The organism is Porphyromonas sp. COT-290 OH3588 (assembly GCF_000769075.1).
In the GTDB taxonomy this organism is placed as follows: domain Bacteria; phylum Bacteroidota; class Bacteroidia; order Bacteroidales; family Porphyromonadaceae; genus Porphyromonas.
In genome coordinates, this window is record NZ_JRFC01000010.1 from 14614 (window position 1) to 36948 (window position 22335).

General features: G+C 49.5%; 16 protein-coding genes. 8 read left to right on the top strand and 8 right to left on the bottom strand.

Annotation, left to right across the window (positions count from 1 at the left end; all coding sequences use genetic code 11):
* Positions 1 to 109: 109 nt before the first annotated feature.
* Both cobM and cbiD read left to right on the top strand, forming a co-directional pair.
* The gene (cobM, locus tag HQ48_RS01365; protein WP_044231339.1) at positions 110 to 1927 is read left to right on the top strand and encodes a precorrin-4 C(11)-methyltransferase; all 1818 of its coding nucleotides are present in this window, start codon (positions 110 to 112) and stop codon (positions 1925 to 1927) included.
* Positions 1924 to 3750, top strand: a complete 1827-nt coding sequence (gene cbiD, locus HQ48_RS01370; protein WP_044231340.1) for a cobalt-precorrin-5B (C(1))-methyltransferase CbiD — start codon at positions 1924 to 1926, stop codon at positions 3748 to 3750. The genes cobM and cbiD overlap by 4 nt, the downstream gene beginning before the upstream one ends.
* Before the next feature lie 95 nt (positions 3751 to 3845).
* Here the strand turns inward: cbiD and nrfA are convergent, their stop codons facing one another.
* The 7 genes from nrfA to HQ48_RS01405 all read right to left on the bottom strand — a co-directional run bounded on the left by nrfA (position 3846) and on the right by HQ48_RS01405 (position 11362).
* Positions 3846 to 5327: an ammonia-forming cytochrome c nitrite reductase gene (nrfA, locus tag HQ48_RS01375; protein ID WP_044231341.1), complete on the bottom strand. Its 1482-nt coding sequence runs from the start codon at positions 5325 to 5327 to the stop codon at positions 3846 to 3848.
* A 30-nt stretch (positions 5328 to 5357) separates the two neighbouring features.
* Positions 5358 to 5942, bottom strand: a complete 585-nt coding sequence (gene nrfH / locus HQ48_RS01380; RefSeq protein ID WP_044188236.1) for a cytochrome c nitrite reductase small subunit — start codon at positions 5940 to 5942, stop codon at positions 5358 to 5360.
* A gap of 39 nt (positions 5943 to 5981) precedes the next feature.
* A complete protein-coding gene (locus HQ48_RS01385; protein ID WP_044231342.1) occupies positions 5982 to 7037 on the bottom strand; it encodes an ABC transporter ATP-binding protein in 1056 nt (351 codons plus the stop codon).
* Between the two features lie 3 nt (positions 7038 to 7040).
* On the bottom strand, positions 7041 to 8072 hold the full coding sequence (locus HQ48_RS01390) for an iron ABC transporter permease (protein ID WP_044231343.1): 1032 nt from the start codon (positions 8070 to 8072) through the stop codon (positions 7041 to 7043).
* A complete protein-coding gene (locus tag HQ48_RS01395) occupies positions 8069 to 9241 on the bottom strand; it encodes an ABC transporter substrate-binding protein (protein ID WP_044231345.1) in 1173 nt (390 codons plus the stop codon). The genes HQ48_RS01390 and HQ48_RS01395 overlap by 4 nt, the downstream gene beginning before the upstream one ends.
* 358 nt (positions 9242 to 9599) lie before the next feature.
* Entirely contained in the window at positions 9600 to 10868 is a 1269-nt protein-coding gene (locus tag HQ48_RS01400; protein ID WP_044231346.1) for a hypothetical protein, read from the bottom strand.
* The gene (locus HQ48_RS01405) at positions 10865 to 11362 is read right to left on the bottom strand and encodes a hypothetical protein (protein ID WP_044231347.1); all 498 of its coding nucleotides are present in this window, start codon (positions 11360 to 11362) and stop codon (positions 10865 to 10867) included. Before HQ48_RS01405 ends, HQ48_RS01400 begins: the two co-directional genes overlap by 4 nt.
* Positions 11363 to 12346: 984 nt before the next feature.
* On the opposite strand from HQ48_RS01405, the gene upp reads away from it, so the two are divergent.
* The 5 genes from upp (at position 12347) to infB (ending at position 19845) form a co-directional block, all read left to right on the top strand.
* On the top strand, positions 12347 to 13000 hold the full coding sequence (gene upp / locus HQ48_RS01410) for a uracil phosphoribosyltransferase (protein WP_044189242.1): 654 nt from the start codon (positions 12347 to 12349) through the stop codon (positions 12998 to 13000).
* A gap of 15 nt (positions 13001 to 13015) precedes the next feature.
* Positions 13016 to 14896 (top strand): U32 family peptidase, encoded by a 1881-nt coding sequence (locus tag HQ48_RS01415; RefSeq protein WP_044231348.1) that lies wholly within the window; start codon positions 13016 to 13018, stop codon positions 14894 to 14896.
* Between the two features lie 259 nt (positions 14897 to 15155).
* Complete coding sequence (rimP, locus tag HQ48_RS01420; protein ID WP_044231349.1) at positions 15156 to 15626, top strand: ribosome assembly cofactor RimP; 471 nt, start codon at positions 15156 to 15158, stop codon at positions 15624 to 15626.
* A 7-nt stretch (positions 15627 to 15633) separates the two neighbouring features.
* Positions 15634 to 16950, top strand: coding sequence for a transcription termination factor NusA (gene nusA / locus HQ48_RS01425; protein WP_044231350.1), 1317 nt, complete (start codon positions 15634 to 15636; stop codon positions 16948 to 16950).
* Between the two features lie 165 nt (positions 16951 to 17115).
* Entirely contained in the window at positions 17116 to 19845 is a 2730-nt protein-coding gene (gene infB, locus HQ48_RS01430; protein WP_369794292.1) for a translation initiation factor IF-2, read from the top strand.
* Positions 19846 to 19968: 123 nt separating this feature from the next.
* On the opposite strand, the gene hemG is transcribed toward infB, so the two are convergent.
* The gene (gene hemG, locus HQ48_RS01435) at positions 19969 to 21396 is read right to left on the bottom strand and encodes a protoporphyrinogen oxidase (RefSeq protein WP_044231355.1); all 1428 of its coding nucleotides are present in this window, start codon (positions 21394 to 21396) and stop codon (positions 19969 to 19971) included.
* Between the two features lie 228 nt (positions 21397 to 21624).
* Between hemG and HQ48_RS01440 the strand changes: the two genes are divergently transcribed.
* Positions 21625 to 22293: a GDSL-type esterase/lipase family protein gene (locus tag HQ48_RS01440; protein ID WP_044231352.1), complete on the top strand. Its 669-nt coding sequence runs from the start codon at positions 21625 to 21627 to the stop codon at positions 22291 to 22293.
* Positions 22294 to 22335: the final 42 nt, after the last annotated feature.

Genomic DNA, 22335 nt, shown 5'->3' on the forward strand with positions numbered 1-22335 from the left:
TCATCTATTATCGTATTCGCAGGTCTAACAATACCAAAATAAACCCTCAATTCGACCTTTTTATCTAAGTTTGTGTTATCATAATATATTTAGAAACAAAGCCAAGATAATGAATATAGCAGTCATCGCCGTTTCTCCTGCAGGTCAGCAGATAGCTCGCCTCCTTCTAGGCGAGTATCCCCAAGAAATCAGTATTTTCTCCCCTCATGCAGGCGAGAGCGTAGAGCAAATCTCCGATATCAAGACATTCACAGCTGAGAGATTTCATCAGTATGACGCATGGGTCTTCATCGGGGCTATGGGGATCTGCGTGCGAAGCATCGCCCCACATATCCAACACAAGTACCAAGACCCTGCGGTCATCAACATAGATAGTACGGGGCGGTTCGTTGTTTCTGTTCTCTCTGGGCATATTGGTGGGGCAAACGAATTGACGAATCGGATTGCTGCGACACTGGGGGCAGAAGCCGTAGTGAGCACGCAAACAGACAATACGGGGCTATGGGCACTTGACTTGCTCGGGCGGAAATACGGCTGGAAGACCATCAACAACTGCGACGGGCTAAACCGCCCCATTGCGCTATACACCAACGAGCGAAAGACTGCACTGCTACTTGAGGTCAAAGACCGAGGGACTTTCGACCTTGAGCGTAGCAAAGCCTCGCACGTAGACGTTTTTTACAAGAGGGAGAGTTTCCGCCCAGAAGACTATGAATTAATTCTTGTTGTCAGCCCAAGACGATACGAAACCACAACTCCGACGATACAGTTTATTCCTCGTGTCCTAACTCTTGGCTTGGGGTGTCGCTATCAGTGCGATCCGCTTGATATACCACAGTACATCGAAGAGCAGATTAGGGAGAGAGGGTTCTTCCCCGAGGCGATTTGCCGCATTGGCACGATTGATCTCAAGAAAGATGAACCGCTGCTCCACGAGCTATTGAGCCGCTGGAATATCGCCCAAGCCAACATCTACACGGCCGAGGATCTGGCGCCCGTAGAGATCCCGAACCCTTCGCAAAAGGTCTATGAGGTAACAGGCGTCTATGGCGTAGCGGAGAGCTCAGCTCGACTATCAGCTCGGCTTGGCTCGATACTCATCGAGAAGCAAAAAGGTATGATCCACAAAGGGAATGACTTCACATTTGCTCTCGCCATAGATCGCAAGGCTGAGCGACGTGGGCACATCGAGATCGTAGGAGCTGGCCCCGGAGATCCTGATCTATGCTCCATACGTGGCCGAGCGTTCCTAGAGATAGCAGACCTAATCCTCTATGCTGGGAGCTTGGTCCCTCGCGCTCTGACAGATTGTGCCAAGCCAACTGCTACGGTCAGGAGCTCGGCGTCGATGAATCTAGAAGAGCAATTCGCCATTATGAAGGAGTTCTACGACAAAGGGCTACTAGTGGTTCGCCTACACACGGGCGACCCCTGCATCTACGGAGCTATTCAGGAGCAGATGGCTTTCTTTGACCAGTACAATATGAGCTATCATATTACCCCGGGTATCTCTTCATTCCAAGCTGCCGCAGCAGCCCTACGCTCCCAGTTCACAATCCCCGAAAAAACGCAGACTATTATCCTTACTCGTGGGGAAGGGCGCACACCGATGCCTGACAAAGAGAAGCTCCACATGCTCGCTCGCTCACAGAGTACGATGTGTATCTTCCTCTCAGCTGGTATTGTGGACGATGTGCAAGCTCAGCTCCTAGAACATTACCCTCCGACAACGCCAGTAGCAGCATGCTACCACTTAACGTGGCCAGATGAGCGCATCTATCGAGGGGAGCTACAAAACCTTGCCGAGATCGTCAAAAGCAATAACCTTACCCTGACGACAATGATCGTCGTAGGCGAAGCTATTGACAATCGTAAGGGGCTATCCCGCCTATACGCAGACGAATTTAAGCACCTATTCCGCCGATGATACTCGTTTATGGTGGCACAACCGAGGGGCGAGTCGTTTGCTCTGTTCTTGATGAATCTGGGCGTGAATACTACTACTCAACCAAAGGTGATGCACAGCAGGTAGACCTCGTACATGGGGTTCGCCTCACGGGAGCGATGAATGAGGAGGCGATGAAAACCTTTATCCAAGAGAAGGATATTCGCCTTGTCATTGATGCAGCACACCCCTTCGCAGCCGAGCTGCACCGCACCATTGGGCTAGCCACTGCTACCCTTGAGATCCCTGTGGTACGCTACGAACGTCGCTATCCCCCACTCGACCCACGTATCATTCCCTGCGAGAGCTACGAGGAGATGGCTCAGCGCCTCCTAGCTCAGCCTGCTCATAGACTACTTGCGCTCACGGGAGTCAATACGATACCACACCTCAGAGCTTTCTGGTCAAAGCGAGAAACCTTCTTCCGTATTCTCGATCGTGACGACTCACGAGAAAAAGCCGAAGCCGCAGGTTTCCCAGCCTCACACATCAAATACTTCGCCGAGGGAGAAGACCAAAAGCTCTTCGACGAAATAAAACCCGATGCAGTGATCACAAAAGAAAGTGGAGAGAGTGGTTTTTTTGACGAAAAAATAGCTCCTGCACTTGCCACAGGTGTACCTATCTATATGATTACTCGCCCCCGTCTGCCAGATCACTACCAAATGGTCAATGGCCCTGTAGGGCTTCGCAAGGCGGTGGAGCGAATTGTGCCAGAGTTCTTCCCTCTAAAAACGGGCTTTACCACTGGAACTACTGCTACGGCAGCTACAGTGGCAGCTCTGCGTGGGCTACTCTACGGCGAGCAAACCGATTCGGCAGAGGTAACACTGCCTAGCGGAGAAACCGTGTCGCTCCCTATCCAGAGTGTTGAGCCGACAGCCAAAGGCTATTTAGCCAAGGCAATCAAGCACTCTGGCGACGACCCCGATGTTACTAATGGAACTGAAATATGGTCAGAGGTTACACTGGCGAGCGACCTATCCGAGGTACGCTTTCTACAAGGCGTAGGGGTCGGCATAGTAACGCTCCCGGGCATAGGGATAGAGGTCGGAGAGCCTGCTATCAACGCCACTCCAAGGCGAATGATGACCGATGAAGTCCGTAAACTAATCCCCGAGGGGGGCGTGGATATACGTATCAGCATTCCAGATGGGGAGGAGCTCGCCAAGAAGACATTTAATCCAAGGCTTGGGATCGTCGGGGGGATATCCGTCATAGGCACTTCAGGGGTAGTCAAACCTTTCTCTTCCGAAGCCTTCATCGCCTCAATAGCACGCCAAACGAATGTAGCCTTGGCTCTTGGAGCAGATACGATCGTCATCAATAGCGGTGCCAAAAGTGAAAATTACCTCAAGGCTGCTTTCCCTATTTTGCCACCGCAGTCCTTCGTCCAGTATGGTAACTTCATAGGCGAAACCCTTGCCAAGCTAGCCGAGCATAGAGTGCCTCGTATCTATATGGGCATTATGCTTGGTAAGGCAGTGAAGCTAGCCGAGGGTAATCTCGACACGCATAGCAAGAAGGTAGTTATGAATAGGGACTTTCTGCACCAAGCAGCCACCGCCTCGGCTTGTAGCGCTCAAGCTCATGAGCTCATAGACCGCATCACATTAGCTAGAGAACTGTGGACGGAACTAGGGCTTGACGATCTCGACAAACTGATGTGCTATATTACCGATGCTTGCTACGGGGCTAGCAAAAAGCTCGTCCCCGATAGCAAACTGAGCATCCTACTCATTGACGATGAAGGGCAAATTAGGTATTCATATCCAAGAAAGTTTATCGAGAGCCTAGCAAGATAATAGCTATTACAAGAGTACAACAAAAACATCGCAGCCGAAGACTAACCTAATAGTTCTTCAGCTGCGATGTTTATTTTCTAATAACCAATGAGGCGCTAAGCATCTGCGAGTTTGCCAACGGCTTTGGCTTTGGCCAACCACTCTGGCACCGTCGTGTGCATAAATTGCTCCTTGGCACTCTCCTCAGCTTCCATATCTAGACCGATATACTTCTGAGCCTTAGCCTTGGTTGAAACATCGGGTAGAGGCACATCGCCGACATACCCGTTGTTTGCCAATACTTTATGGATAGCCAACCGTGCTTGCTGTGCTCGATCTAACCCGTGAGAGAGAATACGTTGAATCTCTTGTGGAGCATGGAAAGAAGCTCCGTGAGAGGCCACACCGAAATCCCAGCGCCACTGAGCCTGTCTGATGAGTTGTAGTGCCTCATGCATCTGCTCTTCTTTTGCACCATGCTGCCAAGCGAATTGAGCTTCGAGATGCGCTTTAGCCAACTCCTGCTCTAGTCTATTACGTGTTTCATTGGCTTTGCGCTGACGCTCGTAAACATTATTGCGTAGTGTTTCTTCGCTCTCACGATGACAAACTTGACAAGTGCGGTCGATCATATTGAGAGGGCTCTGAATGTGATGATCACTAAACTTCAAACCTCCCTCACTCTTATAGGGCATATGACAGTCGGCACAAGATACACCTCTCTGCCCATGGATACCCATCTGTGATATCTCGTAGTCTGGGTGCTGAGCCTTGAGGATCGGTGCTTTACTTAGGGTATGGATATAGTCGTAGTATCTATGATCATCGTAGTAGGCCTCCATATCTTCCATTGTGAAGCCCTTATCCCAAGGAAAAGTAAGATACTTGCCATCTCCTCTGAAATAATACTCTACATGGCACTGAGCACAGACTAGCGAACGCATCTCCTGTGGTGTCGCTTTGGAGATGTCACGCCCCTGACGCTCAAATGCCTCTACAAGTGCAGGACGGCTGATGTGCAGGTTCATCGTTTCTGAGTCGTGACAGTCTGAGCATCCAATGGGATTAACAATCTCCTCTCCCATGTCCGACCATTTGTTCTTGTAAAACTCTGCTACACCTAGCTCCTGCATCATACGAGGCACATCTGGGCTCTTACACACCCAGCAAGTAGCGGGTTGAGGTTCTTTGCCCGTAAAAGTAGGAGAGCCAACACGAAGCGTACGTGTCACATCTTCTACCGCATGCATGTGCCCACGAGGAGTAGTGTAGTCTTTGGAGAATGCATATCCAGCCCAGAGAATAACCATCTCGGGCCTCTGTGCTAGGACATCGACAGCCTCACTCCCATTAAATTCGCTCTTGAAGTCCGTCTGAGCGGTTTCTGTCCAAGTTTGATACTGGCGAGGGAAGTCGTCGCGGAATAAATCGTTACGTGCCACAATACCTTTCATCTTGGTCTTGCGGTTGTTGTAGATGCTGGCCACCTCGGCGCGTCGCTCCATGAGAGCCGAAACGCATAGTCCGAGAAAGAAGACGACGATCATCGATCCTCCGAACAATGCCCAGCTTTGCCAAGGTTTAAGATTCCGTTTCATTGTTGTATCCGAGGTATTAAGTGAATAGCTCTAATTAATCATTTTCTTTAGCCACTCTGGGACAGGGCTAGGAGGATGAGGCACGATGGCCGAGGGAGTGGAGGAGATCGCATTTTGTCCTCCGTGTGGTACATCTCGATGACAATCCCAGCAGGCTTTGCCTGCACCAACTTGAGCCATCATATAATCAATCCTTCCCGTGGTCACAAACTCTGTATTGAGCTGAGTGTGGCAGCGAATACAATTATTCATAATGACTTGCGAACCTGGAGTGTGAGCTTGGATTACTTCTGGCTCGGTATTGGTGAGGAAAACGTAGACATGGCGCATACCATCTCTCGCTTTCACAGCCCACTTTCTCACAAAGTTTTCATGAGGGATATGACAGTCATTGCAAGTTGCATTGCGAGCGTGTGAGCTATGAGACCACGAAGCATAGTAGGGCGTCATGACGTGACAGTTCATACAAGCGGCGGGGGCGTCTGTGACGAGGGTGTGCGCACGCAAGTGGTATAGGAATAGCCCGAAGCCTCCAACGAAAGAGCCTGCTAGAACTAGGGCGGCTACTTTCCAATTACGTGTCGGCAATAGCCGATTGACAACAGAACATTTCATAACAGTAAACCATTAGTCCTAAGGCAAATATATAAAATATTATTGACTCCACAATTTTTGTTGCGGATCCTCCTTTGGCGATAGGCTCTTCTGTGAGCAGTCGCCTAGTGCTTCCAGCAGAGCGGTAATACTATGATACTGGCTCGAGGCGTCCTCTGTATGTAGGAGCCAAAGATCTTCCTTGACGAGCACTCTAGGCGTAGTGATACAATCTACCTGTACGGGCAGGAAACCAACACGCTTAAGTGCTTTGAGTGTCCAAAGATATCGAAGGCCTTGGCCCTGTACGACAATATGGCGTGCTTGCTCTAGCTGCACGGAGAACTCGGCTCGCTCGGAGTCGTAGCTTAGCTTATCGCTGCCGAAGACACGTTCTATCTCTCCTTGTAGCACTAGGTCCTCGGGGCTAGCCGAGGATATCTGGCCCGACCGATCCATGAGCCAAATGGTGTCTGCCCACCCGAGAGCTAGATCAAGCTCATGCGTGGAGATAAGAATACTCTTCCCCATAAGCCGAGCAAGGTTGCGTAGCATCAAGACGACCTCTAGCCTAGAGGGTAGATCTAGATGCGCGGTGGGTTCGTCGAGCAATATGAGTGGCGTTTCCTGAGCTAAGGCTCGGGCTATAAGTACACGCTGCTTCTCTCCGTCACTGAGCCAGCCAAAAGGCCTATCCTCCATCCCCTCTAGGTTGCACACTCCAATAGCCTCTTCTATACATAGTCTGTCTTGTACTGATAGGTGACCTAGGTAGCCAGTATGTGGATGCCGACCAATGACGACGACGTCCCATACGGTCATATTATCGACTAAAATCCGCTCAGTAAGCACTAGGCTAAGCTGCCTAGCCCTGTCCTTCATTTTCATCTGACTAATACTCTGCCCTGAGATGAGGATATCACCAGAGAAGGATGGGAGCAGGCCGGCCATAGTGTGCATCAGAGTGGATTTCCCGCTCCCGTTTGGCCCCATAAGCATCACCATCTCCCCTTGACTGATAGACAGATTAAGGTTTCGTGAGATCACTCGCTGAGCCGATCGACCGCTACTATAGCCCGTAGAGAGCCCTTGCACTCGAATATTCTCGCCCTTCATAGTCTAACGAAATACCTGATTATTCTTTCTCCCTCTCATAATAACCCAAATCACAACAGGTGCCCCCAATAGAGATGTCAGCGCATTGATTGGGAGGACGAATTGATACCCGGGAACCTGCGTAAAGATATCGCAAATAAGCAGTAGCAGCGCCCCCGAGAGCATAGTCGCAGGAATAAGGATATGATGATCTGCCGTGCGAAATATCGTACGGACGAAGTGCGGTACGGCAATGCCAAGAAATGCAATCGGCCCTACAAAAGCAGTGATGCACCCAGTGACCAAACTTGTGATACCTACAAGAGCGACACGGGCGAGCGTGACGTTAGTGCCGACCGAGCGAGCGTAATGCTCGCCGAGATTAAGGGCATTCATCTGCTTGGGCATCAGCATAGAGAGCCCGAGCCCAAGCCCAACAATAGGGAGCATTAGACTAAGCTGCCGCCATGTCACACCAGATACACTCCCGAAGGACCAGAGCAGATAGGTCTTGAGTGTCGCTTCGCTACTAAAAAACTGTAATACCGAAATCACAGAGCTAGCCAAGAACCCAATCATAACGCCGACGATGAGGATCGAGATCATATCACCAAGACGACTAGCTACGAGGGAAATAACGAGCAACACCCCTACCGAGCCTAGACAAGCCGCTACGATGATTCCCCAGCTACTTGCTACGGCTGAAGAGATTATCAAGCTCGGGAAAAGGGTATAAGCCATAGTGTAGACCGCTACACCAACTCCAGCACCACTATTAATCCCGAGGATTGAGGTGTCGGCTAGAGGATTGCGAAATAGGCTCTGCATCTGTAACCCAGATATAGCGACTCCTGCCCCAACGAAGAGTGTTGCTAGCGCTTTGGGCAAACGGAAATTCTGCACTATATAGTTGTAGGTCGTATCAGTACTCCCAGAGAGTGCCTTGAGCACATCGCCAATGGGGATTGAGGTCGCCCCCCATACAATGTCGAGGACGAAAGCTAAGCAGATGCAAACGGCTATAAGTATGAACAGAAGTGTAGTACGTGCCTTCATCTCTTCAACTCCTGCCAGTAGGTGGTTTCATACTCGGGTAGTAGATCGGGGTGTGCGATCTTGATTAAATCCTTGAGTATGAGGTGTGGCTGATAGGGACCACTCTCCCATATATCATTACCTCCATACTCATTGATTCGTTTATTGTCTACCCAAACCGAGCCCGTCTGGGTAGCGTCAAAATGAGCATAGCGCTCGTTGGCACCAATGAAGTCCTCAAGGGTTTTGACCCCTCCTGCCACAGAGCTTAACCAAATCTTACTATGTCTGTGCCGGCTAAAAACATACTCAAAGCTCATGGGTTGGCTGGCAACTTGATTGGGCACGTAGTCGTATCTAAGCCCTGCATCATGGAGCATTGCGGTGACATACGAGTATTCGCCCGGCACATACCACTGTCCCTTGTAGTCCTGACCGTAGAGAATAGGGATAGATTGACGATCTCCGCCTAGCAATGCTTGAGCTTGACGATACTCCTGCTCAATAACGTGGAACGTCTGCTCGGCTTGTCTGTTTCGCCCAAAAAGCATGCCCAGCATCTTGAGCCACTCCGCTCTGGCCAATAGGGTCTGCTCCTTCCACCCATTGAAGAGGACAATCTCGACACCAGAGGCTATGAGATCCTCATCTTTGGCCGAGGCATCGGTGAAGGTCTGTATCAGTATCTCAGGTCTAACCGATAGGATCTGCTCCACATTGCGGCTCATGCCGAGGCCTATATCTACTATTTTCCCTTCGCTTACATATTGCCTCAAGATACTATCGCTAATGTTGCGCACATCGCCACAAGCCACTAGCCTATCACGTAACCCCAAGAGCGGCAATGCTCCGATCTCGGTAGTGGAAATACAGCCGAGGGTGCGTGCAGGCACGGGGATAAAGCGTGCTTGAGCGGGAACTGTATTAAGCTCTGGGAGGTGCCCTCTAGGATAGAGAATATAGACGGCTAGTGTGTCGGGCGAGTCTGGAGCGAAGACAACAACCTCTTTGTAGCCCTCCTCATTGGTTACACTCAAGCCTCTAGCATGGTCAAAGTGTACGATATGTGCAAAGTCCAGAGTATCTATCCCCCCCTCTACACGACTATGCTGGCCACTCCCCTCTCCACTCGTACAGCCAGTAGATAGCAGTAGTGGTAGGAGCGATAGGAGTAAAAATATCTTTTTCATCAGTCTAAGTTTTGCTACGTATTTGTTTATAGTACTGCCTACGCAGAGCGAGGAAGCATAGGCCTATATATCCAGCCTTTCGGATGCTCTAGTAAGCTTTGATCATCTTATTACAAGGAACAAATATAGCTAACTTAGCCGTTAGCACGCATAGCAATGGCGATACACCATAGAGCACCAAGGCAAGGCATTGCGCTGTATATTAATGGTAAATACGCACCCTCCCAAAACTACTTGCGACATTTGATACCTCTCTTAGCATCTTACATTTTACACACTTTGACGTACCTAAAAGGGGCTGCGGACAAATTCAAATTTATCCACAGCCCCTAGGATACTTGTGACGTATCTCAAATCTCTAGTTAGAGTTGAGGCGTATCTGCCCTGCCGTAGTCGAGCGTAGAGGCACGACATCAGCCTTGGGTTTTACACTCCCGCCTGCTGGCTCTGGCAACGTCTTGACCGGAGCTAGCACAGGCTCACCCCATTTGTCATCGCCATTTTTACCTATGGCCACTAGATAATACTCCGTGTTAGCTAGGAGGTCACGCCACTCACCTACATCGGTCGTAGTAGAGATTGGGAAGTTGATAGAGTTGGGCTGGTCCTTGAGGAACTGAACAAACCCGGCAGGATCCTCGTCGTACTTAGCCTTCTCAACCAGCATAAAGCGGAAGACACTGGTATTCTCGTCTGGGTCTGCTTGTGCTTTGATCTTATCGTGGGTTACCTCTAGGATTGTGATTTTTGGCTTAGAGGGCTTGCTCGTACCTTTCTTTAGGGTCATAACGTCAAAGACATGCAAATCGGAGGGCTGTCCCGCCTCATCCAATAGTACCACATAGACCCCATGCAGTGTATTGGGGATTAGCTGGTTGTAGCTGAGAGATACATTCCCTGTATGTGGCTTCCTTGTTCTAAAGTCTGTACCAAAGGCCTTGATATACTCTTCTAGATTGGGGAACTCGCCAAAAGGAGTTTGCTTATAAGCCTCTTTCATACTTTCCTTTTCACCACCAAGGAAATAGTATCCCTTGACATCTTTGTTGGGTTTGAGTGTTACTTTGAAGCTACTATGAGTCACGTCTGTAAACTCCGCCTCTATACTGGGAGAACCAACCAAAGGGAAATCTGGAATACTAAACGTATAACGTGTTAGTGGCCCAACCGTAGACTGCTCATCTTCTCCATAAGCATAGACCGTATAAGTCGTTTTGCGTGTCAGCCCCTGCAAGTTGCCAGTGAAAGCGCCAAAGCGGCTCGGCTCTTGTACATCTTCCTTTAGACGCATGATCAGCATTTCGTCTGGCGCATTCTTGACCTTCCACTCCTCGATTACCTTCATTTTCCAGCTCTGGACATCCTTTTGGGGGAGAACACTGATATCCCCTTTATCCCTTTCCTTATAGTCGAAAGTGATCTTGAAGCCCATATCGTACACCCTATTGCTGAATGTGATGGAGTCGATCTTATCGACAAAGTAACCTTGTGTCACAGGCCTATACCCCTCTGCAATAGGCTTGAAGTGTAGGGTCATCTTATGCTTCTTATTGTCCTGTGCATGGAGCATAGTCAAGCAGCCAAAGCCAAATAGTAGGACGGATAGGAATAGAGTTAGCTTCTTCATAATTTCTTGAATTTAAGTGTACGATTATTGATACGGATCAGATAAACTCCAGAGGCCAAGCCTGCCGTAGAGATCCACTCTCCATTGCGATAATAAGAGGTCTGATGTACAAGTCCACCATCTAGACCGAATACTAACAAGGGGAAACCTTGTTCCTCCGGAAGCCCCAAGATAGCCACCCCTTGGTCGGAGCTAGCTATACGCAAATCCTTTTGATCTAGTATAGACTCAATGCCGACATTGTTTTTCGTTTCAAAAACAATCTTGGCGACAGATGTTAGGGGATTGCTGACGGACTTCTCGTTGTGTAAAAGAATCGTCATATTACCATCCTCAAACGAAATACGCCTAATCTCATGCAAAGCTACATTCACTGGCTCTCCACCTCTGTGGCTGTATAGCTTCAATTTGTCTACAAAAGGCGTATCTCCCTCGCCGTGGAGTGTAGGCGCCAGAAGCGTCGCTACCAATGTGGTAAGAAGATACTTTTTCATGCTAAAAAATTAAAAAATCATGTAGGGTAGAAACTAGATAAGCTCAAGTCTAAGCGAGATTGTGCCCACTCGGAGCTCATAAAGGATCATTTATCTACGCCATTTGACCTGCGCAGCCTCCCGCCGTGTGATGCGAGAGGGAAGAGTAAGGATAAGCACCGAGGTCTTCTACCGAGATTGGAGCAACATAGACTTATCTCTAGAGTTATCGGCTCCTCGGAGGACAGTGGGACAAGCGTAAACCGCTAGATTAACTCTGGTGTATGTGCCTATTTGTTCTTTTGCATTCGCTAAGCGCAAATATAACAAAAAGTATCAATCACAACAATAACAGTAGAGGTCGCAACAATAACTATCACTCAAATCTATGACGAGTCAAGGAATAGACGCCTTATGGATCTGTTCTAGAGCTCCCACCCCTACTATCCTCTCTAGGTATTGTCCTCTCATTTGTCACCTTTTTAGTTAAGGAGTGTAAACAGATTAATATCAAATTTGAATAAGTAAGAGGGGAGTTGGAAAAGATCATTTAAAGCCCTCGAGAGATTGATGGGAACATTTTTTCGGATTGTAGGACCAATCCGCTGCAATATGTCCATCAATTCTCAGAGATTAATGGGAAGAAATACTCAAAAGTGTGCCAGTAGCACATAGAACACTCCCCAAAAACTAAAATAAAGCACTATATATCATCATCATACAAAAGATCCGTTTTAAGCGGTTATATTCACAGATTTAGGGGGTAAGTGCCCTAGAGAGCTTCAGAGCAACCTAGGGCCTGCCAGAGGGTAAATACACGTTTTGGGGATCCGAGCTGTCAATTGACAAGAACACTCAAAACTAACCGAATACTGTAACAGAATGTAAAGAAACAAACTTGTATCATAGGCAAGCAATAGTACATATTCGCCCTGCATTGATTGTCTCGAGCGACAAGCTCTGTAAGAGTTTGCTTACCTTTGTAGAGATATACATACTATTATTATGCAAGTAAGACACCTTATTGAAGAGCATTCTCTTCTTAGCCGCTTTGTTGCAGAGATGAGAGATGTGGAGATACAGCACGACCCTCTACGCTTCCGCCGCAACATCGAGAGAGTTGGCGAGATCATGGCATACGAAATCAGCAAAAAACTCAACTATAGTCTTCGTCCCGTTCGCACACCCCTAGGGGTAGCTGAGTGTGCGTTCATTGAGGATCAGATAGTACTAGGGACTATTCTGCGTGCCGGCCTCTCCTTCCATCAAGGCTTCCTCAGCTACTTCGATCGAGCCGAAAATGCTTTCGTATCGGCATACCGCAAACACAAAGATCGCCTCAACTTCGATATCTTCATCGAGTATATCGCTTCCCCTAGCCTAGAGGGCAAGACACTCATCCTTGTAGATCCTATGCTAGCCACAGGTAGCTCGATGGAGCTAGCCTTCCGTGCACTTCTAACCAAGGGTACTCCAACGGAAATCCACCTCGTATCGATCATCGCAAGTCAAGAGGCCGTAGACTATTTGCAGAGCAAATTCCCAGAGGCTAACGTACATCTATGGGTAGCAGCCATAGATCCCAAGCTCAATGAGATGGCCTACATCGTACCCGGACTAGGCGATGCTGGCGACCTTGCCTATGGAGAGAAGCTATAAGGCCCAGTAGCCACGATGCCTATCAAATCTCCTCGCCCGATCGAGCTCCTTGCTCCAGCCAAAGACCTCGAGACAGCCCGGGCCGCTATCCAGCATGGCGCCGATGCTGTCTACATTGGTGCCCCAAAATTTGGTGCTCGATCGGCCGCAGGGGTGCCACTCGAGGATCTTCGTCGCCTGACCCAAGAGGCTCATCTCTATGGCGTGCGGATCTATGTAGCACTCAATACGATCTTATATGACCATGAGCTAAGCGAGGTAGAGTCCCTTATTTGGGATATTTGGCGTGCTGGAGCAGATGCCCTCATCGTGCAAGATATGGGCGTAACCAAAATGAATCTCCCCCCTATACCACTGCATGCCAGCACCCAGTGCGACACAACAGAGGTAGAAGACGCACTACATCTAGAGGGGCTTGGGTTTGAACAAATCGTACTGGCCCGTGAGCTCAATGTAGAGCAAGTAAGACGTATCTACGCAGCCGTTAGCCGCCCACTAGAGGTATTCGTACACGGGGCCCTATGCGTGAGCTACAGTGGGCGATGCTATCTGTCGGAGGAGGAAACCAAACGCTCGGCTAATAGAGGGGCGTGCTCGCAGCAGTGTCGCCTACCCTACGATCTCGTAGATAGCCAAGGGCAAGTCATACGTAGCCAAGAGCATCTACTCTCGCCCATGGACCTCAATAGAGCGGAGATACTAGAGGAGCTATTGGCAGCAGGGGCATCGTCGCTCAAGATAGAGGGGCGACTCAAGGGGATCAGCTACGTCAAAAACATCACAGCCCACTACCGCCAGAGACTCGATAGTATTATCGCTCAGCACCCCGAGCTATACCGACGGGCATCGCTCGGGCGGCACACCTATGAGTTTACGCCCAACCCATACAAGAGCTTCAATAGAGGCTTTACGCAGTATCAGCTACACCTAGCCACACCTCAGAGGCACAACGACACCATCATCAACCCATATTCACCCAAGAGCCAAGGCGAGTACTTGGGTACCCTCACCCGCAGTAGCAAGGGTGTCTATCAGCTCTCCGACACTACGGATCTGAGCAACGGAGATGGCCTACTCTACATCACCCCTCATGGGGAAGTCGGCGGGGTCAATGTTAATCGTGCTCTCGGATCCGGGGCATTTCAGCCAGCTCGACCGATCGACATTCCACGAGGCAGTCGTGTCTTCCGAAATCAAGATCAGGCCTTCGAGCGCCAACTGAGTAGCCCCTCTGCTTCAAGGCGCTTACCTGTGGGCATCAGATTATCCCAACTCTCGTGGGGGCTTTTACTGGAGATGTGGCTAATCGATATGCCTCGACTTAGAGTGAGTAGAAGCACGGCTCTAGAACTTGAGCCTGCCAAGAAGTTTGACCAAGAGCGTCTGCGTAGCGAGATAAGCAAACTTGGAGATAGCATCTTTGTCGCCGAGGAGAGCATAGTAGACTTCTCAGGGCAGGCGCCTTTCGTGCCTCTATCTATACTCGGTGAACTAAGGCGTATGACGACCCAAGCTCTACTACGAGCTGTGACGCTGTACCGACGCCCAGATCGTAGTGCACGTACACTGGCGATGAAACATCTAGATCGCAGCACTCTACCACCACGACCTCGGCTCTTGGCCGACTACAAAGCCAATATATCCAATCGGCTGGCTAGAGAGCACTACCAAGAGCTAGGCTATGAACAGCAACAAGCAGCATACGAGCTGGCGCCTGTCTCAGGAGCAGAGTTGATGTGTACCAAACACTGCATCAGACACTATCTAGGCTATTGCACACGAGAGCAAGGTAAGCCTCTACCCTACTCTGAGCCACTCTACCTCTGCCAGAGAGGGCAGCGACTGCGTCTGAGTTTCGACTGCGTCAAATGCCAGATGTTCCTATATAAAGACTAGAGCTAAACACAAGGCGAAGCTGTGCGTCTTGGCGGTTGGTTTGCCTAACTGGTCAGGACTTGGAGCTTCGTCCTAGGCCTCTCCGAGCACCTTACATCTGGCGTATCTTGAAGGCGAGAGATTAGGCTCAAATTTGGGTGTAGCTTTCATTGGTTTTGGTCGCAGAGATAATTATTACTACCTTTGCGTGTAGTTGGGAATGGAGGAGGCGCAAGGCTTCCTCCATTTTCATTAAGATGATTTATAATAGTTTAGTCTTATGATCGACAAGCAAGTAGTAGAAACAATCGTCAGCCAGTATCTAGAGAGCGAACTCCCAGAGTTGTACCTCGTCGATATTGCTGTCCATCCGGGGAATAGAATCGTCGTAGAGCTCGGCTCGGACGAAGGAGTTGGCATCGATGAGTGTGTGCATATTACCAAACACATAGAGAGCAATCTGGATAGAGAAGTGGAGGACTACGAGCTTGAGGTCGGTTCGGCTGGACTCACCTCCCCATTCAAAGTGCTACGCCAGTACGAAGCTGCCATCGGCGAAGAAGTCGAGGTGCTGTGTCGTGGTGGTGTCAAGGAGAAGGGTGTACTGCTCTCTGCTACCGCCGAGGCTATCGGTCTACAAGTTGTACGCCGCATCAAGCCCGAGGGAGCTAAGCGTAAGCAAGATGTAGAGCAAGAGCTCAGCATATCGATGGAAGAGATTTTACAGACGAAAAGAATAATAAAAATATAAGATCCCAATGGCAAAAAAGAAAGAAACAGTGAGCATGATCGACTCGCTGGCTGAGTTCAAAGACCTCAAAAACATCAACAAGGAAACGATGATCAACGTACTGGAGGATTCCTTCCGCAACGTGCTATCTAAGATTTATGGTACAGACGAGAACTGCACGGTGATCATCAACCCCGAGAGAGGTGACTTCGAGATTTGGCGCACTCGCCGTGTCGTGAACAATGGAGAGGTAATAGATGCTGCTCGAGAAATTGCTCTCAAAGATGCCCAACTCGTAGACCCTCACTGTGAGGTAGGAGAAGAGGTAACTGAGGCTGTAGATTTCTCGGCCTTTGGTCGCCGTGCGGTGATTAATCTGCGCCAAGCACTAGCAAGCAAGATACTAGACCTACAAAAAGACAACTTCTACAACAAGTTCAAGGATCGCATCGGTCAGCTCATCACTGCCGAGGTCTATCAAGTATGGAAGCGCGAAGCTCTGCTATTGGACGACGAGGGCAACGAGCTGCTCCTGCCCAAGAGCGAGCAGATCCCCGGAGATTTCTTCCGCAAAGGAGAAACCGTGCGTGCCGTGATCGAGCGTGTAGAAAATGAAAATAACAACCCCAAGGTTATACTCTCTCGTGTGAGTGGAGAGTTCCTCAAGCGTCTGCTCGAGCTGAACGTCCCCGAGATCGCAGACGGACTAATCACGCTGCGAGCAGTGGCTCGTGTACCGGGAGAGCGTGCCAAGATCGCAGTGGAGAGCTACGACGATCGCATCGACCCAGTGGGCGCTTGCGTAGGCGTGAATGGTTCTCGTATCAGAGGTATCGTGCGTGAGCTACGTGGAGAGAATATCGACGTTACGACCTATACCTCCAATACACTCCTCTTTATTCAGCGTGCTCTCAGCCCTGCCAAGATATCCGCTATCACGCTTAGCGACGATCCTGAGGATCGCCAAGCAGAGGTCTACATGCGTCCCGAAGAGGTGCCATTGGCTATCGGTAAGAATGCATCGAACCTCAAGCTAGCATCTCTGCTGACAGGCTACAAGATCGAGGTATTCCGTGACGGTGAAACTGGTGAGGAGGATATCTACCTAGATGAGTTCGATGACGAAATCGACAGCTGGGTAATCGATCTATTCAAGACCTATGGCTACACCACAGCCAAGTCTGTCTTGAAGAAGAGCAGAGAGGAGCTCATCGCAAGCATCGACCTAGAAGAAGCTACGATCGACAACGTGCTACAAGTACTAAGAAGTGAGTTCGGCGATGAAGATTTCAACAATACAGAGGACGAAGAAGAAGGCGCATCGGAAGAAACTCCAGAGGCGTAATACTAACCTAGAAGACAAGAGAATATGCCTAAAGAGATAAAACTTATAGACCTTGCTCGCAAGTTGAGCGTCGGTGTCGCCTCCATCAGTAGTTCCATAGAGAAGAAAGGACTTGTAGAGAGCCCCAACCCAAATACACGTGTCGGGATAGACATCGTGAATCAAATGATTAGCGAATATGGCAAGGGCCTTAGCAAGGACAAGATCGAGCAGATCCGCCAAGAGCTGATGGCAGAGCCCAAGAAGGCCGATGCCACAGAGAACAAGACGACTGCCGCCAAGGAGAAGAAGAAGCAAGAGGTAGAAACGAAAGTACCCAGTGACCTCAAGCCTCAGTTCAAGATCGTTGGCAATATCAACGACGCGAAGAAGGCTACGGCAGAAGCTAAGCCTAAAGAGATGGCTAAACCCAAGAGCGAACCTACACCGGCAGAACCTAAAGTAACCACGGCGCCCAAGGCCGAGGAGGTTAAGCCCCAACTAGAAGCCAAGCCAGAGGTTAAACCAGAACCCAAACCCGAGCCTAAACCCATAGTAGAAGCTGTAAAGGTGGAAGCCCCTAAGAAGCCAGAGCCTGTACCACAGGTAGAGGCTCCTAAGGAGGCGACAGCTGAGGCTAGCGATGTTTATCGTGCATCTACGCCTTCGGTAAATATCCAGTTCAAGGTCGTGGACAAAATCGATCTCTCGGCGATCAACGACTCTATGCGTCCTGCCAAGAAATCTCGCAGCGAACGTGCTAAGGAAGAGCGTAAGAAACGCCAAAGGATCAATAAGAATGCCGTAGACGTCAAGGCAGAGGCTGCCAAAGTAAGTGGTAGCACCAACGGGCAAGGCAAGAAGAAAAGCTCTGGCTCTGCTCAAGGCAACCAGAAGTCCAGTGGCATGGGCAATACAGGTAACCAAGGTCGCCCCAACGCCCAGAACCAAGAAGTCGGACGCAAGGCAAAGAAGCAAAAGAAGGCCGACGTTAAGCCTATAGTAACGGACGAGGACGTACAGAGGCAGGTTAAGGAAACTTTAGCTCGCCTAACTAGTGGTAAGCAATCCACCAAGGGAGCTAAGTATAGAAAGGAGAAGCGTACCGCCGTTCGCCACGCAGCCGAGGAGGCAAGAGAGCGTGACGAACAAGAGAGCCGCACCCTCAAGCTCACAGAGTTTGTGACCGTGAGCGACCTAGCCAGTATGATGGACGTCCCCGTCACTCAGGTTATCGGTACTTGCATGAGTCTTGGACTTATGGTATCGATCAATATGCGTCTTGATGCAGAAACTATCGACATCGTAGCCGAGGAGTTTGGCTTCACTACCGAGTTCGTAAGTGCCGATGTGGTCGAGTCTATTAGCCAAGACGAGGAGGTGGATAGAGAAGAAGATCTAGTGAGTCGTCCGCCTATCGTGACCGTAATGGGACACGTAGACCATGGTAAGACCTCTCTACTAGACCGCCTACGCAACACCAATGTCATCGAAGGTGAAGCTGGTGGTATCACACAGCATATCGGGGCATACAGCCTCAAGCTCTCCAGTGGCAAACGTATTACATTCTTAGATACTCCGGGGCACGAAGCATTCACGGCAATGCGTGCACGTGGTGCGAAGATTACAGACATTGCGATCATCATCGTAGCGGCCGACGACGATGTGATGCCTCAGACCAAGGAAGCTATCAACCATGCTGCAGCTGCTGGTGTACCCATCGTTTTTGCGATCAACAAGATCGACAAACCAAGTGCCAACCCAGACCGTATTCGTGAGCAGCTCGCTGCGATGAACTACCTTGTAGAGGAATGGGGCGGTAAGTATCAGTGCCAAGAGATCTCGGCCAAGCAAGGGCTCAACATCGAGGAGCTACTAGAAAAAGTGCTGCTCGAGGCCGAACTACTAGAGCTACGAGCCAATCCGAAACGCCGTGCTGTTGGCTCGATTATCGAGTCATCTCTCGACAAGGGTCGTGGCTATGTGGCTACAGTAATGGTACAGAATGGAACACTCTCTACGGGTGATGTGGTGCTCTCGGGGACATACTTTGGTAAGGTTAAGGCGATGTTCAACGAACGTAATCAGCGTGTTAATTCGGCTGGACCAAGTGAGCCTGTACTGGTGCTAGGTCTAGACGGAGCGCCTACGGCTGGAGAAACATTCAACGTCATGGAAACCGAGCAGGAGGCCCGTAGCATTGCCAGCAAGCGTGAACAGCTCAAACGAGAGCAAGACAACCGTACGAAGAAAGGGCTTACCCTCGACGAGCTTGCACGTCGTCGTGCTTTGGGCAACTTCCAAGAACTCAACGTCATCATCAAGGGTGACGTGGACGGCTCTATCGAGGCCCTTAGCGACTCGCTCATTCGCCTATCTACCGAGGAAATTCAAGTGAACGTTATCCATAAGGGTGTAGGAGCAATCTCCGAAAGCGATGTGGTACTAGCATCGGCTTCTTCAGCCATCATCATCGGCTTCCAAGTTCGTCCTATGCAGGCAGCTAAGCGTAAGGCTGAAGCCGAGGGCGTAGAGATCCGCACCTACTCGATCATCTACGACACGATTGAGGATATCAAGAGTGCTATGGAGGGTATGCTATCACCAGAGATCAAGGAGAACGTGGTGGCTAACCTCGAGGTACAGCAGACCTTCAAGATTACCAAGGTTGGTACGATCGCAGGGTGTATGGTACTTGAGGGTAAGATCAAGCGCTCCAACAAGATCCGCCTTATCCGCGATGGTATCGTGAAGTACTCTGGTGCTCTAGGTTCGCTCAAGCGCTTCAAAGACGATGCCAAGGAAGTAGTAATGGGTCAGGACTGTGGTCTAAACATCGATGGCTACAACGACATCATGGTCGGCGACATCATCGAAGCCTACGAAGAGATCGAAATCAAAAAGACACTTGACTAGAAGGCTGCTAGGATCTAGTAAAGTCCTAGGATATAAGTAGCAAAGGCGGTGCATTGATTTATTTCGATGCACCGCCCTTTCATATATGAGATGATATAAGTTTAGCTCATAGTGTAGATAGATCTAAACTCTAGAGATGAGGGCACCCAATTCCTTATAGATAATATTGTAGGCTTGGGTAATGCGGTCAGCCATACCGATACCATCTCTCATATTGCCCCCAAGGATTAGTCCCGGATACTGCTCTTCTATTTGGCGAATCATGGCCAATCGCTCCCCCGTAGAGGCCTCATATTGGGGTATTGCCCTTCTATGCCGAAAGATATGCAGAAGGTCTGGCTCTACCTTAATACCAAGTATCTGCTCTAGTCGTCCTTTGATGAGAGCCTCAATCTCCTCATCGGAGCGATCAATAAGGTTAGGCGAGCGCATACCTCCTAAAAAAACAGAGAGCAATGCACCACCCTCGGGAGCTCTCCCTGTGAAACAAGCGGACGGATGTAAGACACCTAAAAGATCTTTATCCTCGACAGATGGTATCAACCCTCCAAAGGCCTCAAAGTCTGTTCCCTCAAAAGACCTATACCCTACCGATACTTGTACAATAGGCGCATAGCGCATCGCATCGAGAGGTTGCAAGGATTTTTTAGTCAAGAATGGGAATAGTTCCTCTAAAGCATAGGTCCCTACGGTAGAGATCACACATCGGCTACGCACGACAACCGATGCGTCGGCCGTATCGTAGTGTATATACCATAGTCCAGAGGTATCTCTTGGCAAGACCTCTCTAATTTTGGAGGACAACGAAATACGATCTGGACCGATACTTCTAGAGAGCGCTCCAACCAAGTTGGACAAACCTCCACGAGCCGAGAAGACTTCTTTGGTCACACTCCTATCAAGCTCAGACTTCGGTATACGCATCTTAGCAAATGCTCCACGAATGAAACTGCCATACTCCTGTTCTAGTGCATACAACTTAGGAAGAGCAAATCGGGTCGTCAGCTTAGTTGGGTCGCCTGCATAGATACCTCCGACGAACGGATCGACAGCGTAAGTTAGATAAGACCGTCCCAAACGACGCTCAACTAGAGATGCTATTGACTCATCTGGGTCTGTCCCTCTTGGGCGGAAGGGCTCTGCTAGGATATTGAGCTTATCCCTCCATGCGAAAAGAGGTGTCGTTATAGCAGATTTTAGGCCAGATGGGAGAGGGACGAACCTCCCTTGCCTGAGAATTAGACGACGCTTAGCACTCTGTTTGGCCGTCTGCAATAGGGTTTCATCTCCCAAGGAAGAAAACAGCTCTGCCGTCTGCCAGTTGGAAATAATCCCAGTATTGGGGCCGCTCTCATAGATGAAGCCATTTTGGCGGTACGTCTGTATCTGACCTCCGATACGTCCAGTACTCTCCAGAACTCGCACACTTAACCCTCTTATTCTAGCCCAGTGAGCCATACATAGCCCCGTAAGCCCTGCACCTATTACCACGACGTCCACGACCTCGGTTGGCTCCGTGGGTGCGTACTCCAAGTTATTTATTTGTTTCATGGCACAAATGTACATATCATCGGGCATCTGTAAGCACTATCTCCTAGGGGTTGCTTCACTACTCCTAAGTTTATCATCACATTATAAAAGAACTATGAAGGCGAATACACAGGAGAGGCTCTTGGTATATAAGACGATTTGGCCGTGTCCAAGGACATATTTATCTCGGTTACGCTCTATTGCACCTAGAATTTATGTACCTTCGTCCTAACTTAAAACAAGCTAAAGATGAAGAAATTACTTTGCTACTGCTTAGCCCTAGCTCTACTGGGAGGTAATGTACTAGCCGCACAGAGGGTCCAAACTAAGCACTCGCACTACTACGAGCAACGAGTGAGCCACTTCCGCTCCTTACCTGTGAAGAACAAATGTATTCTCTTCCTTGGTGATAGCATCACAGATGGTGCTGAGTGGGGAGAGCTACTCTCGAGAAAAGATATTCTCAATCGTGGCATCAGTGGCGACACCTCTGCTGGCGTACTAGATAGAATTGATGAGGTCGTACGGCACCAACCCAAGAAGCTATTCATACTCATTGGTGTCAATGATATAGCCAAAGGAGTTGGTGCAGATATTATCTGCCAAAATATTTTCTCCATACTGCAGTATGTCCGAGAGCACTCTCCCAAAACTCAGATCTATGTGCAGAGCATACTGCCCGTGAATGATCGCTTTACCAAGTTTGCCACATTGATGCAGAAGGCTTCGCTCATACCACTAATCAACAAGGTACTAGAGAATAATGCCGAGCGCTATCAGTACATATATATTGATCTATACACCCGCATGGCAGATGGTGCGGGGAAGCTGAGGGAAGAGTTCACCAACGACGGGCTACACTTGCTACAACCCGGCTATAAGCATTGGGCTGAAGTAATCCGTAAGTATCTCAAGTAAGACTCTAATCTTCGAAAATCGAAATAAAGCGAGAGGCTACCG